Raw genomic sequence first — 16,676 nt, forward strand, 5'->3', positions numbered from 1 at the left:
TGATGAGCTTAGGTAATGGGTCACACGTATCTTCCTGCTTATTGAAGCGGACTACCCTAAAGTTCCAGAGTTATCCTTTCCCTCTTAAACAACTCTTGAGAGAAAGGATAATTATGGTTCTGACTGTACTGGCACCGATCTTAGTTCATTAGCACCAACTTTATAAATGAATTATAAACATCAATTGAAAACCGTGTGTCTATTAGCTATGATTCTTACATAGTACTAATCTTTCTGTGCCTGCAACATGAGTTTCAAAACTATTTAGGAATAGGAACAAGGAATCCGGAAATATCAGCCACACGGTGTGTTTAGGATGATATTTATATTTTTCATAATGCTCATTGTCTTCAAGAGTGACCTGTTCTAGAACGTAAATCACACGATTTTGTATTGTATTAAGAAATGCTATTTTCTCATCAAAATCCTTAAATCTTCGAATAAGAGAAGGCTTATTATAGTCTGAAAAATCGAAGCCATAAGCAAATTGATTTATAAGAGGTCCAACGTTTGGAAAGTCAACATAGATCTGCTGGTTGATTCCTTCGGTGTAGAGCATGGGCGCTTGTAAGGACTTAACAATTTTTCCATTTTTTAAGTTAGGTATATCTACAACTTGGGCTTCGCCTTTTATTTGAAAACAACCTCGTCTATTAATGGCTTTGAAGCCGTCATTCAACTTTGCGCTATTGAGATAACCATTTGTAACTAGTCCATGCCCTGTCTGACGAACACGCATGAAGTCGTCAACCTTAATATCTTTGAAGGCACTTGCTGCACTCTTAATGGTATTGACCAATTTGTCGTTACTGAGATTGTCATCATATTGCCTTAAATATTTTAAGATTTGTAGAATAGTTAGTTGCTCATGCAAATCAGCTGTGAGTTTAAAATATGGTATCTTCTCCATTTTTGTAATAGGTCAACGTTTTCTTAAATTGCTTTAAAGATAAAAAAAGAACTTATCTGAAATCAGATAAGCTCTTTGTGTAGTTGTGTCAAGCTCTCACATCCTTTCCAAACTGCTTAAACCCCTTGTATGCTAAACAGATTATAAAAGTTACACAACCCGCAATTGCACCTGCTTTCAAATTCATAGCTATCCAATAGACGAGAAATGCCATTACACTTATAAAGAATGCTTTGTAATGAATGTATGCCTCATAAATAAGTGTAAACCCAAAGCCAACAATTGTTTTCCAATCGCCATGTCGAATTGTAAGCCAACTTAATAAAAATAACATGTGCAGGTGAAACAACACTTTGTTGCGGTTCGGGTACTTTTGACGGTTGCTTTCCAACACGTCATCTATAGACATAAATTCTTGTTGCTCCTGTTCTTGTTTGGTTTCCATTGTTTGTAGTCTTTTAAAAAGTAAAAGAGCCTACCGTATGGCAAGCTCTTGAATGGATTAATTAACAGTAATGTATTCATAAGTATAAACGTTTTCGCTACCTCCTTCAACCCTCCTTATCTTAGTAGGGTAGCCGTTACTATTGTACTCATAATAATAAGTAGCATTAGGTGATTCAGTAACTACGTTATTAACGCCTGGCACATCACAATTCTTTGCAATGCTGGCATTGGCCATAAAGTAGAACCAGTAAGGCAAAGCACTGCTAACACTATGCTTATTATCAAATGTCAAGTAATCAAATGTTATAACGTAACCATTCGGTACTGCGTTAGCATATTCCTTTACAACCTGGTTGGTGCAATTACCACTACTGTTATAAGTGTACACTATCTCTTGCTGGCTGTTGTCGAACCAACGTGTTAGCTTACCATCGGCATAGGTGAAATCATTGGTCGTGCCTAAGACACCACTAGTCTTGTAAAGCAATATCTTGCTTACGTTATTGCCACTATAGCTAACCGTTGAGGTTAAGAAGTTTGCAGCATTATATGAATAGTGATTGATGGCAGTGCTTGCAAGTTGTCCTTGTGCATTGTAAGTTAGAAAGTGTGTTGCTGCAAACCTGCCATCAAATTGTTGGTTGACTTCGGCTTTAATAAGCTGCTTGCCATTGTAAGTAAACACGGCTTGTATCTTGCCATTGTCGCGGTCGTTGGGCGTAACGTTAGTTACTTTAGTTAACAAAACTGTTGGTTCAGTCTTCGTTGGTTCTTCTGTGCCTGGGTCGCTCTTTTTAGAGCATGAGGTTAACAGTAAGGCAGTAGCTGCCAGTAAAAACATCTTTTTCATGTGTTGATCTTGGGTTGTTAAAGTGTAAATGATTTGTTGATTGTAAAGGGGATGGGTAATTAGCCTAGCATGTCTTTGACAAGAGGTATTGGGCTGGATGGAAGTATAGCGAATTTAGCAAGTAGCTTAAATGCCTCTTCTAGATCAAATTCTGTTAACCTAAATAAGGTATTCTCTTGACTTGGTGCCGTGGTAACTGGTAAAGGCCTGGAATCTTTGTGCTCAATATAGCAGTCCAAAGAGATACTGGATATTCTTAAAACAATGTGTTTGTCGAAATTGATATCATCATTGACAATAAACCTTTTGAAGTAATCAGGGATGTACTTGTGGTCTTCTATGCTATTGAAGTAATAATATGAAGCCGGGTCCATTCCTGGCAGCCAGTTATAAAGTACCCCAGAATTCAGGAAATTATAAGCTTCTTTGACTAAAGGTATTTTATAAAGGTCAAATTTGGCAAATCGCTTTGCGTTGGCATTGGCCTCATGCTTTAGTATAAAATAGGTGCCAATCTTATCAAAGATATAATGAGTGATTTCTTCATCACTATGGTTGAAGCTATAAAACGGAGTTTTACGACAAGTGGTAGTATTAGTCTCTAGTATTGCATATTGGTTTGGCCTGGGTAGTTTAACCAACTCTAACACTACTTTAGGTAGGGAGAGCATTTGAATAACGGACATGATCTAAGGTGTGTGATACCGAATAGTCCTTGTTCGGTGGATTAACAAATTCACAATGGACTAGCTTGTAAAGCAAAGGTAGCAAACACTTAGTTATAACTAAGTGGATAGGAGGTATTGTTTTTATTCTTTCGTATCTGTGGCAAACAAGCTGAAATCAGATATTGAATTATTCGTTATCAATAAGGTAAAGGAGAAAAGAGAGCAAGTCAAACTCTCGCAATCAGAGCTTGCCTTTAAGCTAGACGTGTCTAATGGCTTTATTGGTCAAGCTGAAAGTTCTAAGCATCCAAGTAAGTATAATTTAAATCACTTAAATAGGCTAGCAGTAATATTCGATTGCTCAATTAAGGATTTTATGCCTGACAAGCCATTTAATAAACAGGAGTAAGACCCCTGTTTATCTCTAAGCCACTCTGCACAACTTTCTTTTAACTGCTTTAGGCTTGTAAGGTATGACACAAAACCTATGATTGCTTTTCTGTCTTTCCTCAATATATTCAAACAACTCTGAGCATTCAAGGATCATGTAATCCGTTAATATGCAGTCTTCAATATTGATGGCCGTGTTACTGTCCATTGTGACTTTATAAATAGTACGGACAAAAGCAGTTGTCATAGGATTGGATTCTAAAAAGCCAGGTGTTGCCTGTATGCCATAGTGTATTCCTAATTGATTATCCGCATAGCATTCTAAACGTAGGTAGAACATTGGGTTTATAAACTCATGTACTATGGTGCCTTCTATTATTGGCAGCTTGTCCTCCCGAATTAGTGAATGCCTTGTTTGCTCATCTTCAATGCCGGATAGTAGTTGCTTAGTGAACTTTAGAATTTGTTGATAGGCTGTTAGTACTAATTGGTTCCTTTGAGTAAGCTGATTGATTTTGGATGAATGTAGTTGCATAGGTTACTTTTTAAAGAGTTAAATGGAAATAAAAAGGGAGCTTGTTAGGCTCCCGTTGGTTAATTAGTTAGTGGTTCGACTGTGGTCTTCTTACCGTCCTTGAATCCCCGGTCTAAGAGGCTTTTAGCTTGCCTGAAATCATCTACATTGTAGTTGTTTACACTAAGGCAGCCTTCGATAAACTCTGTAGTGCCTGCTTCCCCTGTGTGTTTGTAAACCAAACGGGTTAATAGGTTACTAAGATGGTTCCCTAGTTGATGTTTAGCAGTCAAATTACTGGCAAAGCTTATTGTTAATCCTTGCTCGGTATCTTCTAATTGTAGGTGTAGCAATGGGCTATAAAAGCCATGTTTACAGTTAAAGCCAATGCTGGAGTAATCTACTTCCATAAACGTTCTAAAGTACTCGGTTGGGTAAAGCGGTAAGACTTCTTTAATGTCATTAATAATGTTAAAATAAGCTAACGTGACAGCTTCATTCTTGCCTTTTAAGGCATCTTTTTGTTCGGTTGAACTTGGTGTTGTTTGTTTCATAAAAGTTGATTTAAAGTGTTAAAATGGGTTGATTTACTTGTGAGCGGGTCGTAATAGGAGTGCTTTTACCTGGATGCCTAAAACGAAAAATGCCCACTTCTAATGAAAGTGGACACTATGTTTTAAGGTATTTAGCATCAGCGAAACAGTTTCTCAAATAAATGACGTAGGGCGCTGATGTTTATAGAAGTCGACCGGGGGGAGCTCATAAAAAGATCGATTTTTTTATATTATAAAAAATTTTGAGACAGTAGATCGTTGGGGTATATACCTTTCTAAAATACTGTCTCAATTTATAAGCTATTGCCTGTTGAATTTGGATCTGATTATAGTATAGCCTTTTATATCCCTTCCCAATTTATCCCGGTATAAAGTTTTTCGGTTACTTAGCTTAAAGTATTCCTCTAAGAGCTTTAATGTAGGTCTTAAAGTCAGGCTATATTTATTTACAGCAATTTCTAATAACCTCCTACATTCAGCGCTTGGGTAATCAGCCCCATCATCAAACATATCGTGTAAGGTTTCAAGGAACCCAAAATGTGCTTTTTGATTTGTATCAGTGTGCCTTTTGAGTGCTTTTAAGATTTGCTTCTTGGAAAAGCCGTTCTTTTTAAGCGTATCAACACCTAATTCATTATATGCCTGGACAATGATTGGAAATGATTTTAAAAGCTCATTGTAAACAGTCTGTTTATTGTCCAGGGTATAAAGGTCTGATTCTCGATTTACTTCTTCCAGCGTCTCAATTACCGAATCGACAACAATTTTCATTGATATTCCAGGTTTTAATTTAGACGCGTTTTCATCTGTCAAAGGGTATTGCTCGGAAGCATGTGTAGCAACAAAATGTGGAATGTTATAGCTTTTAATAAAAGCTTCAGCAGAAATGTACCCTGACTTAATTTCTTCTTCAAGGTAAAAATTGTCTTCCATGAAAAAGTTCTTTGAACCATTGGCGTTAAGAAACAGAGCGTAAGGCATATAATCTAAAGCAACTTTCAATGAGTCTTTGGCTCCTTGTTCAGTTGCAGCCTGATGTAAAGCTTTCACATCATAATAGCTATTTTCACATCCTTGCAAATAAGCGGCGGCTGCTTCTTTTGACTTGGGCTGTAGTTCTTCATTTAAGTTAGCTATGTGATATATTTTATTGACCCCATTGCGAAATCTACCAACAGCCTGAACAGCCTCTGTTCTTGGATGTATCATAGAATGTACTCCTGAAACTAAGTCCGTAAGTAAAATAACGGTTGGCTTCACATCCATTGGAATATCAACTGCTGAGTAAAATCGACTGGTAAAGAAATTAAATATATTATGGTCGGTTAAGTGTTCAGAAACGTGCTTAAAGTTATTGGCTTTAAGCTGATAAAAACTTTCCCTTGAACAGTAGATGTTACTAAAGTTGTTTATATCCATACTCTTAACAAACGAACCTATCATATTTGTAGAGTTTAGAAACACGCAAAAAACTTCGTCAGGATTTTCTTCAACCACTTTCTTAAAGCTAAGAAACACGTTGTTAGTGGTAATTAAATTGATAGGCTTGCTGTAATCAAAATCAGGTTCGATTGTGATTGTTTCAAAGCCTTGTTCTGCAAATCGAGGATCAGAGGGGATTAATGCGGTTGCTGAAACAAATGCTTTATGTTTAAACAGGAAGAAGTCTTCTATTGGCAAAATGATCTTTTTACGGAAGTTCACATCTTTAATTGTACGGTCGCATTCGTCAAACAAGAAGAAATACTCCTCGTAAATACTGACACTTAAGTATTCTGCCGCTTCTTTAACCTTAAAGAATGATTCAGGTGTTACAATGATCTTTTTGTATTTAATGCTGCTATCCATATAGTCGATGACCATATCTACAGTCACACCCTCATAGATGCACATAACGCCCTTTTTCTTTTTACCTTTGATAACAGGAACGTTAGGCTCCATAATGATCGAGCTTCTTTTTGATTTGATTTCAAGTGTAGTAGCACCTATCCCTGTAAGGACTTTTAAGAGGATTACATTTGTTGGAATTAAAGGCGCAATATGTTCAAGATACTGGCCTTGTTTAATAGTTAATTTCTTCATTTTAGAAAATAGATTTTATTTCAGCCTGGCTATAGGCTGTTGACTTGTCTAATAATAAATTATCAAAAGGAGGTGGAGAACTCCACCTCCAAAAATTAGATGGTAGCTTCTAATGCTTCCTTGTACAGCTCATCCAAGCCGAATATGGGCGTAAAATAATGACATTGATAAAGCGCAATAAATCTTACAAAATCATCATTGACATAAATTTTGAATTGAAATTGCTGCTCATCACGTTCAACCCGTAGAACAGTATATGATCTCGTATCATCATAGGTCCGAAAAGTTTCCATACCGCCCATTACGAAATAGTTCCTTTGCATAAATTGCAAGGTGCAATCAATGTATTCTTTCTCAAGGTCCGACCATGAGTTGTAATGTCTAAGAAAATCGGCTTTGGAGCTGAATAACTTTTCATGAACATCCTTAAAAAACATTGGGGCAGGTAACAGTAGTTTACTAGGTTTATAGGGTCTTTCTCTTACGAGGTCCCTTCCAATAAGATTCTTTAAAATTGAGATTGGCACGTAGTCCATTTTTTTAATTTATGAGACATAGCGTTGCCACTCAGGCAACAACTATGTGTCTGTTAAAAATTTGATTGATTAAAAGTGAGTGTTAAACTTGTGGGGTAGCGTTCGTAGCTTCTAAGTAAAGCTCTTCTAACGTTAGCGAACAATTAATTTTACCAGATAGATAATCTGCAATGAATTCAGACATTCTTTCATCTGAAAAGAATTTGTACGGCTGAAGTCCTCTAGCGCGTTGAATGTCTATCCAAACATACTTTCTTCCATCTTTATCGTCGCGTTCCGACAAGTTTGTCTTGATCTTGACTTTGCCAATAGATAGTTCCTTAAGGAAATTATCAAATTCTCTTAATTCTTGTTCAGTTTGGATTCCTACCACCCTTAAAAAAGGAGGTTTACTAATATAGCCACTTGCTCCACTTTCAGTAAAGAAATTGGTTTTATTAACTAATGGCAAGTCGAAACTTGATTGTGTTTCTGCTGATTGTACACTCTTGCTTTGTAGTATCAATTCAAAGATACTGCCTGTCTTATTTGACATGTTGTTGATATTTAATTTAAATAAACAAGATCAAAAGGGCGCCAATCTTTCTTGTGTTGCCAACTATTGACAACATTCCAAAGGTCGTAAAGCTGCTGAAATTCGTAAAGAACAAAGTCCGACTATGTTAATGGAATACGGGAATTCTGTCGAAAAAAAAGACTGATAATCAGTCTTTTATAGAAGCGCTTCGATCTATCTCTTTAGCAAAGCGATCAATATCCTTTTTTACGTCTTTGATTTTTAATGTCCAGCCTAATTTCGAGTAAACGTAATAAATATGCTTTAACTGTTCAGCCGAATACTTTTTACCTTGCTTGTGTCTAAATTCACAATGGTCATTTAAATACTTTGCTATCATCAAGGCACCATTTGCATAAATTTGCTTTTGCTTCACATCGTCCGCTATAACAAGTGTGCTTTTTAGTTCGATCAGTTCGTCTAAAGAGGTTAAATTATCAGTCGCCTTTAATAGCTCAGGTGTAGCAAGGCTTATATTATAAATATTTGCGAAAAGATTGATCAGAGCCTTGGTAGATGCGAAATGTTGGAGATTTCTAAATGTTGCAGGTTGATCGTACAATATATTCTTCTCTGTTGAAGCTCCCTTTGTTTGACCTACATTGATATCTATGTTCTTCCACCTGCCAGCTTTTGTCATTATGGCTAATTGTAACAAATTGATTAATGCATCTTTATGCATCGCTGATTCATTGTTTTGATAGATCAAGTACCTTGTATGTGCTACGCAACAGAAAAGGAATGCAAGCTCTTCGTAAACAATATTGGTGTGTAGTTCGTCAACCTCATAATTAAATCTGACTTGGTTTAAAAGGTAAGTTTTTAGGTCTAAATTTTTCTTTTGAACATTATTGTATTTTTTCAATTCATGGTAAACTACGTGTAGTTCCGATTCGTCTAACTCAGCTTCATCATTAAAATCCGACCCTCGCCATTGAAGTAATTCGGGTAGGTAGTAATGTAAAAGGCTGTTTATTCGTTGAGAGTCTATAGAAAAGTTCATTTTCATAATCCTACTTACAGTTAAGTAGGATTGTAAAGTTAGTAGTTAAATTTTTCAATGCTTATAAGTCAAACAACTTGTTTTCCCAGCTTTCGATTACACCGCTTTCGAATTCATCTAGATAGGTTTGAGTCTGGTTCTCTGTTGCGTGCCCTAATGCTTCACTTATGATTGCGGTGGCAACACCTGAACGTTTTAAATTAGTTGCATAACTGTGCCTGCTCACATAAGTAGTTAGATTTAATTTAGGTTCATCAATGGAAATTGCAATATCTCGTAACCTTAAATTGACCAACTTTAATGCTGACTTTTTCCTTTCGTATTTTTGTTTAGCAGTTATGTGAATAGCATCGTTATAAATGGGAAAGATGTAATTGCCCTTATTGCTATTATGATGCTTAAAATAATTCATAATAGCTTGTGAATGCTCGTTGATTGTGATATTGAATTGTTGACCTGTCTTTTTTCTTACGTAGTTAATTTCATTATTATGTATATCTGTCCATTTGAGCCCAGCTATATCAATGAAATTCATTCCTCGCGTGTAGTAACTGAATAGAAAGATGCTTTGGGCCAAATGTGTTGACGTACCAGGCTCCGTTTTGAGATGCTTAACTTTAGAAATTATGTTAGAAGAAACTGAGCGTTTACGTGTGGTGTGATTTAAGCGCTTATTTACAGAGTACTTCTTTTCACCAAAGGGATAGTCCTCTTGTTTAAATAGCTTGTCAGCAATTGCTAAATTGATTACTCGCTGAATATTTCTTATCTTAACGCTAATGGAAGTGTCCTTTAATTTTTTCACGTTACGTAACCAAGCTTCAAATGCTTCTAGAAATCGTACATTGATATCTTTAAGTGACAAATCAGGCTTATAGTCATTTAATGTGCTCTTTGTGAATGTGAATACCGCAGCTAATCCAACTTTCTGTTGCTGTTCTAATTCAGCAATTATAGTATCGTAATAATCAAGTAGTGGTAGCTTATTGGTCTTACTGCTTTTATTTCGATTGCCTCTAAGATCTTCTTCAAATTGATCAAAGTCGAATGCAATGTTGCCTCTGTCATAGTCACTTAATATTTTTTGAGCTAAGGCAAGCTTATCAACTATCACTTGGTTCATGGCTTTATAGCCCTTTACAGATTTTATAAACTGACCAATGTTATTGTCCTCGGCTGGGAGCCATTCTTCAATTTTGCATTTGAAAGGTAGCGTTTGATCTACCGATAAGCTATTTAAAGAGTAGTATTTTCTAATCTTGTTGAGTGTAACTCTTAACGCAACTGCGTATTCATCGTTAATTAACTTCTTTTTTGTCTTTAAAATGATTGCTACTGTAGCCATAACTGTTTGGTGTTACGGCAGTTCTGCTTTTAGATGGGGAACACCAAGGGGTACACCATCTGCTGAAATCAGGCTCTTTCCAAACGTTATCTCAACAAAAAAGCCCATATCGAACATTCGTAAATGCCTCAATATGAGCTTAATATGGGTGGAGAATATCGGAGTCGAACCGATGACCTCTTGCATGCCATGCAAGCGCTCTAGCCAGCTGAGCTAATCCCCCGTTGGGTGGGCAAAAGTAACAAAAAGTTATATAACACCAAATTTTGCGGTCAACTGTTTTGAAAAAAATTACAGCGTGTTTGTATCGCAGAAAAGTCTATAAATAAGCAAGGCCCCTGATGGGCAGGGGCCTGTACTAACCAATTATAAACCTAAATTATGAGAAGACTATTTTGTGTATCTTTTGAATACGGTGTAAAAGTAACACTTACTTTTGATAATGCAAATTTTTTTTCAAAAAAAATTGCAAATAATTTATTGATATAATAATTCTCTTATCAAAGTGGCATAAAATTAATCTATGTGTTAATAAATGTTAAATTTAACTTGGTGTTATAACATGTTTAATAAATTAAAAGTCATTTTAACGCTTGTTGAAGTAGTAAAACTTTTATTTTTATAGGTTTAGCAATTTTGTGCGATACAACGAATCAAAATAAGGTAACTATATAGGAGTTGGGACAAAGATAAATTTGATTAAGTAATTGCTAATCAGTATATTTAAAGCGTTCACCAGCCCCCGATGAAGAAAAAATAAGGTTGCAAACTTACTATTCCGAGGGGGGCACTGGTGGAGGTTCTTTGATTAGGTCGTAAACCATACCAGTACACTTTACAATCGCTTCAATTTTTTCATTAATTATGTGATCGTTATAAACGTCTTTATCGCTAACAACTTTATCTCTAAAGCTTACAAGACTTAGTTCTTTGTCTGCTCTTTCTAAAGATTCATCAGTTACATAAGTTAAGTAATGAGCAAACTTATTTCTTTCATCTTTCACCATCCTTATTTTTCCCATTAATTTCTCATATCGCTTTTTAAATTCATCCTTACTAACTGACTGTTGCAATATGGTTTGAAATACACTGATTTTCCCATCGAAGTGCATTCTGTCTAAAAGGTAGACGTATATTTTGTACTTAGATACTTCATCTTTGGTTATACTGTTGCATATATATTCTTCTATTGCCTTCTCCAGTGTTATGCAGTGGGTAATAATTTGTCCACGGTAAATAATAGACTTATCCTGTAGATTTTGAAATTTGTCCATAAAATTGTTGTTGTTGCGCTCCCAAACTACGAAATATTCACAAATAAATTTGTCCCAACAAGTTATTAATATTATATTTGTATAAGCAAACTAAACAAATATGACTACTCAATTTAAAAGCCTTTTACAATTACTTGACTACTTCAAGGACGAAAGTACCTGCGTTAAGTATTTAGCGGCATCGCGTTGGGGTACTGAACCAGCATGCCCTCATTGTGGTAATGTTGGTGCATACGTAACCAACCGAGGCTTTAAATGCAAGGCTAAAGAATGCCAAAAGAAATTCACTGTAACTACTGGAACTATATTTGAAAACACAAAAATATCGTTACGTTATTGGTTTGCTGCCATCTATTTGGGTACTGCTCACAAAAAGGGAATATCTTCTTTGCAGCTTAGCAGGGATCTAAATATCACACAAAAAACAGCTTGGTTTTTATTACACAGGGTACGCGAAATGCTTACTAATAATGCACCTGAAATGTTATCGGGCGGCGTTGAAGTTGACGAGACATTTGTAGGTGGTAAAAATAAAAACCGCCACGCTAACAAAAAGATTGAAGGATCACAAGGCAGAAGCGCATCCGATAAAATGCCGGTAGTTGGTATTGCTCAAAAAAGTGAATATACAATAGTAGAAAGGCCTCACAAACTAATTGCCGGCCGTACGGTAAAAGAGAAGATTTATACAAAGTTTTCCAGCGTTAATTTAACTGTGGTTAAGGATACACAGGCCGAAACGCTACAGCCAATTATGTTAGCTAACGTTACAGTTGATAGTAAAATAGTAACAGATGCTTACCGCTCTTATTTGGGACTTTCTAAAAATTATAACCACGTAATGATTAAACATACGGATGGCAATTACATAACAGTGGGTGAAGATCACACAAACACAATAGAGGGTTTTTGGTCACTATTAAAACGTGGAATTATAGGTATATACCACCAGGTAAGCCCTAAACATCTACACCGTTATTGCCATGAGTTCGGATACAGATATAACACGCGCAAAATAACAGATGTAACCCGTTTTGAAAATTCTTTAAAGAACTGTAATGGCAAAAGACTAACTTACGCAACCTTAATAAAATAGCTTATGGATAAAGAAAAAAAGGAAAAGGATAGCAAGCCACGCTCTGAAAAGTACGATGCCAAATTATCGGTGAAAGGTACATTTGAGCAGGTTATAAAGGCCGCCTTTATTAAAGACAAACAGCCTAAAAAGTAGGCTAATAATATTGTACTAAAACTTATTGCTGCTCAAATTACGACCTTAAGCAACACGCAATATAAAGTTTATAGTACGCCGTCATGGCGTAGCTGTATCTTTTTGCGTGTAGGGCGTCGTAACCCTGAGTAGCTAAGGATAATAACAGTTACGCCATATTTATTTACTTAAAATACGACAAATGAAAAAAGTAGTACTATTAATTGCAATGCTGGCAGTATCATTTTCCGGGCATGGTCAAAACGCCAACGTGCAGACCGCACGAACGAATGCAAAAAACTATTTATTAAAAAAACTGAATAATCCAGGCAGTTATAGTCCGGTTTATTGGGGCAAACTCACGCCTGTTTACCAAGACTTTAGTGAAACGGCACAGGCTAAACAGATAGATGTAGTAATTGAGAAATATAACGACTTTAACAGCATATTAGAAACTAAAAATTCGGTACGCTCTCTTTATTTGAAGCGAGGAGAAAAGTTAGAGCAGGACTCTCTGTATATTCTGTACACCGGGCTAATTAAAAACAATGAAAAAGATGTAGATAGTCTTAACATAGTAAGGACTGCATTAAGCAAACAGTATAAGCCTTCTTTGCAGGGTTATTACATCGAGCATAAATTCAGAGCAAAGAACCGGTACAATGCTTTAGTTTTAACGAGATATCGGATAAGTTTAAACAAATATCTCCATGTTATAGCAGCTTTTGATGCAGATGAACAGGATAGAGATTTTGATAGGCAAAGGCAAAGCATCTACGATAAATTAGAAGCCTTAGAAAAACAGTAAGAAAAAAGCCCTGATTTTTCAGGCCTTTTTTAATTCTTATCTTTGTCCCAACTCCTATATAGCTACCCAAAATAATCTATCATGGATGCCGTAACAAATGCTGCCCAATATCATAAACTTACACCGCTTGTACTTTGGGTAATGACACTGGCTACCGGCCTGGTGGTGGCCAACATATATTACAACCAACCTTTGTTGAGCGATATAGCCAGCACCTTTCATATCAGCAATGGCAAAGCAGGGCAAATAGCTATGTTCACGCAAATGGGTTATGCTACCGGGTTACTACTGATCATTCCGCTGGCCGATATGTTTAAGCGCAAGCAATTGATGTTGGTAGACTTTGCTTTTATTGTTGCTGCATTATTGTTAGCAGCCAGTGCTCAAAAGGTGTGGGTATTGGTTTTAAGCAGTTTTATGGTAGGCATGTCATCGGTTATACCGCAAATACTGGTGGCTATGGCTGCGCACCTGGCCTTACCGGCTGAGCGCGGTAAAAAAATCGGCTTTATAATGAGCGGTTTGTTAATAGGCATCCTGCTATCGCGCGCTATCAGTGGCTTTGTAGGCGAGCATTTAGGCTGGCGGGCTATGTTTTATATAGCGGCTGGCATTATGCTGTTGATGTGGGGGCTTATTGCCTGGATTGTTCCTGAAGTGGAACCCGATTATAAAGGTAGTTACAGTAGTTTAATGAAATCATTAATCGGTATTATTAAACAGGAGCCTAAATTAAGACTGGCAGCATTTAGAGGTGCCTTGTGCTTTGCCTGTTTTAGTGCGTTTTGGACAACGCTGGTATTCCTGCTTCGCGAACCGCCTTTTAATGAAGGAAGTGCGGTGGCTGGTGCGTTTGGTTTAATTGGCGCCTTTGGGGCACTGGCCGCTTCTATGATCGGCCGGTTAACGGACAAGGCCGCCCCTAACCGGCTAATTACTTATACACTGATAATTTTGCTGGCATCATTTATTATATTTATGATGTTCGGCCATAGCTTTACCGGTTTAATAATAGGCGTCATACTCATGGATATGGGTGTGCAGGCAACCCATATTTCTAACCAGGCTATCATTTTTTCGCTCAATCCAAACGCGCGGAACCGTATCAATACGGTTTATATGGTATCGTACTTTATTGGCGGTTCGGCGGGCACTTTCCTCGCTTCTAAAGTTTGGGAAACCTATCATTGGGCAGGTGTGTGCGTTATTGGCATCACACTGTCTTCCATCGTACTAATCGTACACTTGCTTAGTCTGCAAAAAAAGGACAGTTAGTACTCTTACTATACAAAGTGTCACTATTCTATACAACGCACCTGCTTTTAGAGTATCGTTTTCGCAGCTTTTTATGATCTCAAATTATATGAAATGTAGTTTTTAACGCTAATTTTCAATGAATTGTAAACTTTATTTATCCAGGTGTAATTTTTTGGCATCGAATTGGAATAACTTTTATCAAATAAACTGATATGATAGTTGTTGAAAATGGAACACCGGATGAAAGCCAGGAGCAGGGGTGGGAAAACCCTCAAGATCCTGAAAAGCCTTCGGATGCCCGTGATGAAGAACAAATATTAAGGCAGTACGAAGAGGCGAAACGTGGTAAAGGCAACCTTACCGAAACTGACCATATTGATAAAGAAAAAAAACTGAACAATAAATTTTAACCTATCAAAGCAATGAAAACTTACCGCAAGCCATCAATCAGCAAATTAGTAACTCGTTTTGATAATGAGTTAAAAAACATGTTACTGGAAGATTTAAAAAATGTAAAAAGTGCTAAAAATCAACTGTTAGACAGCATTAAACAAAGCATTAACGCTAAAGGCCTTTCTGCCGCTTAGTATTACAAAAACATTAACTGCTAAAACATCAACCTATGAAAAACACTACTCAACCAGCTACCAGCAAATTGGTAAAACGTTTTGATAATGAGTTAATGCACTTAATTGCAGCCGACTTAAAAGCTTTTAAGGCTAAAGGTCAGTTTGTAAGCAAGGCAACTCTGGTAAAAACCGCAATAGCCGCATAAAACGCATTTGCTACATCTATCTAAAAATTGCTTTTCACATTACCTATGAAAATTATAAAGCCCAGCACATGCAGGGCTTTTATTTTTGGGTAGTGTATTTAACTATTAATTCGGCAGTATGGGCCGATGCACCTGGTTTACCCATTAACACGTGTAGTTGTGCATAATGGTTGAGCATTTCATCCCGATAGTTTCCCGCTACCAGCTTATCTAATTCGGTGCTAATAGTTTCTGTATTACAATCTTCTTGTATTAATTCCTGCACTACCCGTTTATCCATAATCAGGTTAACCAACGATATATACTTGATCTTTAAAAAGATGCGTGCGGCGGTAACCATAATTTGGTTGGCTTTATAAACCACCACCTGCGGTACATCAAATAAAGCTGTCTCTAAAGTAGCCGTGCCCGATGCCACTATGGCCGCGCTTGCATAATGAAGCAGATCATAAGTAGCGTGGAAAACTACAGGCAATTCTGCGCCGCCTAAATACTGCTGGTAGTAATTGCTGTTGAAAGTTGGAGCACCCGCAATAACAAACTGGTATCCTGGAAATTGCTGGGCCACTTTAACCATTTCGGGCAGCAGGCGGCTTATTTCCTGTTTTCGGCTTCCGGGTAGCAGGGCTATGATTTTTTTGCCTTGTAGCTGGTTTTTAATTAAAAAGTCATCATCAGGCGTAAATGCTGCTACCGCATCCAGCAGCGGGTTGCCCACATAGTCAACCTTCATGTTAAACTGCTTGTAAAAATCCACCTCAAAAGGCAGGATGCAAAACAGATGATCAACCACTTTTTTGATCTTGAATACCCGTTTTTGGTTCCATGCCCATACCTTAGGCGATATGTAGTAACAAACCAGCAAGCCACGCGCTTTGGCAAACTCGGCTATTTTCATGTTAAAGCCCGGAAAATCTATCAGTATTACTACACGGGGTTGCCAGGAGGCTATGTCTGCCTTACAGGTCTTCATGTTTTTGAGGATAGCGGGCAGGTTTATGGCTACTTCCACAAAACCCATATAAGCCATAGTACTGTAATGTTGTACCAAAGTTCCGCCTTCGGCCAGCATTAGGTCGCCCCCAAAAAAACGGAACTGGGCTTGCGGATCCTGCTTTTTTAAAGCCTTCATTAAGTTAGCCCCATGCAAATCGCCCGAAGCCTCACCAGCTACCAGGTAATATTTCATGATAGCCTTATTTTAAATAAAAAAAACATAATCAGCATCGCTATAAAGGTAGCTAACATTACCCCTCTGCCGGTTTGGTCGGCACCTTTTTTATAACATATACGAATGATGAATAGGTTTAGCCCCAATGCAACCAGGTAAGGTATGGCCGGCTTGTTAAGCAATAGCACATTTTTATATAAAACATTAAATAGCAGTAAGGTCAGTCCCGGAAATATTAAGCCCAAAACAAATCCCGTTAGCATCAAATTTCTGATAACCATAATTTTATCAAAAGTACAATACTCCCTCGTTTTTTATGCTAATTT

21 protein-coding genes and 1 tRNA gene are annotated in these 16,676 nt (G+C 37.1%); 8 read left to right on the forward strand and 14 right to left on the reverse strand.

Annotated features, from left to right (window positions below):
* Positions 1–202: 202 nt before the first annotated feature.
* The 4 genes from ACFQ3S_RS10940 to ACFQ3S_RS10955 all read right to left on the reverse strand — a co-directional run bounded on the left by ACFQ3S_RS10940 (position 203) and on the right by ACFQ3S_RS10955 (position 2,893).
* Positions 203–910 carry a hypothetical protein gene (locus ACFQ3S_RS10940; protein WP_377164258.1) on the reverse strand — a complete coding sequence of 236 codons (708 nt, stop codon included), beginning with the start codon at positions 908–910 and terminating at the stop codon, positions 203–205.
* A gap of 88 nt (positions 911–998) precedes the next feature.
* Positions 999–1,355 (reverse strand): hypothetical protein, encoded by a 357-nt coding sequence (locus tag ACFQ3S_RS10945; protein WP_377164260.1) that lies wholly within the window; start codon positions 1,353–1,355, stop codon positions 999–1,001.
* 57 nt (positions 1,356–1,412) lie between these two features.
* Positions 1,413–2,207, reverse strand: coding sequence for a hypothetical protein (locus ACFQ3S_RS10950; protein WP_377164262.1), 795 nt, complete (start codon positions 2,205–2,207; stop codon positions 1,413–1,415).
* A gap of 59 nt (positions 2,208–2,266) precedes the next feature.
* On the reverse strand, positions 2,267–2,893 hold the full coding sequence (locus ACFQ3S_RS10955; RefSeq protein WP_377164264.1) for a hypothetical protein: 627 nt from the start codon (positions 2,891–2,893) through the stop codon (positions 2,267–2,269).
* Between the two features lie 139 nt (positions 2,894–3,032).
* On the opposite strand from ACFQ3S_RS10955, the gene ACFQ3S_RS10960 reads away from it, so the two are divergent.
* On the forward strand, positions 3,033–3,284 hold the full coding sequence (locus ACFQ3S_RS10960) for a helix-turn-helix domain-containing protein (RefSeq protein ID WP_377164266.1): 252 nt from the start codon (positions 3,033–3,035) through the stop codon (positions 3,282–3,284).
* Positions 3,285–3,859: 575 nt separating this feature from the next.
* On the opposite strand, the gene ACFQ3S_RS10965 is transcribed toward ACFQ3S_RS10960, so the two are convergent.
* From ACFQ3S_RS10965 to ACFQ3S_RS11000, 8 genes are all read right to left on the reverse strand, one after another.
* Positions 3,860–4,333, reverse strand: coding sequence for a hypothetical protein (locus tag ACFQ3S_RS10965; RefSeq protein WP_377164268.1), 474 nt, complete (start codon positions 4,331–4,333; stop codon positions 3,860–3,862).
* A gap of 300 nt (positions 4,334–4,633) precedes the next feature.
* Positions 4,634–6,415: a hypothetical protein gene (locus ACFQ3S_RS10970; protein WP_377164270.1), complete on the reverse strand. Its 1,782-nt coding sequence runs from the start codon at positions 6,413–6,415 to the stop codon at positions 4,634–4,636.
* Positions 6,416–6,510: 95 nt separating this feature from the next.
* Positions 6,511–6,738 (reverse strand): hypothetical protein, encoded by a 228-nt coding sequence (locus ACFQ3S_RS10975; RefSeq protein WP_377164272.1) that lies wholly within the window; start codon positions 6,736–6,738, stop codon positions 6,511–6,513.
* Between the two features lie 295 nt (positions 6,739–7,033).
* Entirely contained in the window at positions 7,034–7,486 is a 453-nt protein-coding gene (locus ACFQ3S_RS10980; protein WP_377164274.1) for a hypothetical protein, read from the reverse strand.
* Positions 7,487–7,655: 169 nt separating this feature from the next.
* Positions 7,656–8,516: a hypothetical protein gene (locus ACFQ3S_RS10985; RefSeq protein WP_377164276.1), complete on the reverse strand. Its 861-nt coding sequence runs from the start codon at positions 8,514–8,516 to the stop codon at positions 7,656–7,658.
* 55 nt (positions 8,517–8,571) lie between these two features.
* Positions 8,572–9,855 carry a site-specific integrase gene (locus tag ACFQ3S_RS10990; RefSeq protein ID WP_377164278.1) on the reverse strand — a complete coding sequence of 428 codons (1,284 nt, stop codon included), beginning with the start codon at positions 9,853–9,855 and terminating at the stop codon, positions 8,572–8,574.
* Positions 9,856–10,004: 149 nt separating this feature from the next.
* A tRNA-Ala gene (locus tag ACFQ3S_RS10995) sits at positions 10,005–10,078 on the reverse strand.
* Between the two features lie 550 nt (positions 10,079–10,628).
* Positions 10,629–11,129, reverse strand: coding sequence for a hypothetical protein (locus ACFQ3S_RS11000; protein ID WP_377164280.1), 501 nt, complete (start codon positions 11,127–11,129; stop codon positions 10,629–10,631).
* Between the two features lie 100 nt (positions 11,130–11,229).
* Here ACFQ3S_RS11000 and ACFQ3S_RS11005 point away from each other — a divergent pair, with 100 nt between their 5' ends.
* From ACFQ3S_RS11005 to ACFQ3S_RS11035, 7 genes are all read left to right on the forward strand, one after another.
* The gene (locus ACFQ3S_RS11005) at positions 11,230–12,225 is read left to right on the forward strand and encodes an IS1595 family transposase (protein WP_377164282.1); all 996 of its coding nucleotides are present in this window, start codon (positions 11,230–11,232) and stop codon (positions 12,223–12,225) included.
* Positions 12,226–12,228: 3 nt separating this feature from the next.
* The gene (locus tag ACFQ3S_RS11010; protein ID WP_377164284.1) at positions 12,229–12,360 is read left to right on the forward strand and encodes a hypothetical protein; all 132 of its coding nucleotides are present in this window, start codon (positions 12,229–12,231) and stop codon (positions 12,358–12,360) included.
* Positions 12,361–12,541: 181 nt separating this feature from the next.
* Positions 12,542–13,147, forward strand: a complete 606-nt coding sequence (locus ACFQ3S_RS11015) for a hypothetical protein (RefSeq protein ID WP_377164286.1) — start codon at positions 12,542–12,544, stop codon at positions 13,145–13,147.
* An 81-nt stretch (positions 13,148–13,228) separates the two neighbouring features.
* Entirely contained in the window at positions 13,229–14,422 is a 1,194-nt protein-coding gene (locus tag ACFQ3S_RS11020) for an MFS transporter (RefSeq protein ID WP_377164288.1), read from the forward strand.
* A gap of 194 nt (positions 14,423–14,616) precedes the next feature.
* Positions 14,617–14,814 (forward strand): hypothetical protein, encoded by a 198-nt coding sequence (locus ACFQ3S_RS11025; RefSeq protein WP_377164290.1) that lies wholly within the window; start codon positions 14,617–14,619, stop codon positions 14,812–14,814.
* 12 nt (positions 14,815–14,826) lie between these two features.
* Positions 14,827–14,991, forward strand: coding sequence for a hypothetical protein (locus ACFQ3S_RS11030; RefSeq protein WP_377164292.1), 165 nt, complete (start codon positions 14,827–14,829; stop codon positions 14,989–14,991).
* A gap of 35 nt (positions 14,992–15,026) precedes the next feature.
* A complete protein-coding gene (locus ACFQ3S_RS11035) occupies positions 15,027–15,179 on the forward strand; it encodes a hypothetical protein (RefSeq protein ID WP_377164294.1) in 153 nt (50 codons plus the stop codon).
* A 79-nt stretch (positions 15,180–15,258) separates the two neighbouring features.
* On the opposite strand, the gene lpxB is transcribed toward ACFQ3S_RS11035, so the two are convergent.
* A complete protein-coding gene (gene lpxB, locus ACFQ3S_RS11040) occupies positions 15,259–16,368 on the reverse strand; it encodes a lipid-A-disaccharide synthase (RefSeq protein ID WP_377164296.1) in 1,110 nt (369 codons plus the stop codon).
* Positions 16,365–16,631, reverse strand: coding sequence for a hypothetical protein (locus ACFQ3S_RS11045; RefSeq protein ID WP_377164298.1), 267 nt, complete (start codon positions 16,629–16,631; stop codon positions 16,365–16,367). Before ACFQ3S_RS11045 ends, lpxB begins: the two co-directional genes overlap by 4 nt.
* Positions 16,632–16,676 lie beyond the last annotated feature (45 nt).

Source organism: Mucilaginibacter terrae (assembly GCF_042679325.1).
GTDB classification, from domain to species: Bacteria; Bacteroidota; Bacteroidia; order Sphingobacteriales; family Sphingobacteriaceae; genus Mucilaginibacter; species Mucilaginibacter terrae.